Genomic DNA, 201 nt, shown 5'->3' with positions numbered 1-201 from the left:
TAGTGTAACTGGTGGTTGTGATCCACAAGCTACAGATATTAGTGCACTTACTGCTCCTGTTTTATGTGAGGGTGGTAATACGAGTGTAACTTATAATGTAACGGACTTATGTGAGTCTGGACAAGATACAGCTACATTTACAGTAACTCCTGCTGATGCGTTAACAATTAGTGATGTTCAAGATCTTACTGTGAATGCTTG

Annotated in this window: 1 protein-coding gene; it reads left to right on the top strand. The window is 39.3% G+C overall.

Translation table 11 applies throughout. The annotated features are described in order from the left end of the window. Nucleotides 1–201, top strand: a 201-nt coding sequence (locus ACH5TW_RS00035; RefSeq protein WP_439334430.1) for a hypothetical protein, incomplete at both ends; no start/stop codon positions are given.

Origin of the sequence: Thalassobellus sediminis, assembly GCF_044386045.1 — a bacterium.
GTDB lineage: Bacteria > Bacteroidota > Bacteroidia > Flavobacteriales > Flavobacteriaceae > Thalassobellus > Thalassobellus sediminis.
Note: the sequence above shows the minus strand (reverse complement) of the source record. Positions and strands in the feature narration are given on the sequence as shown.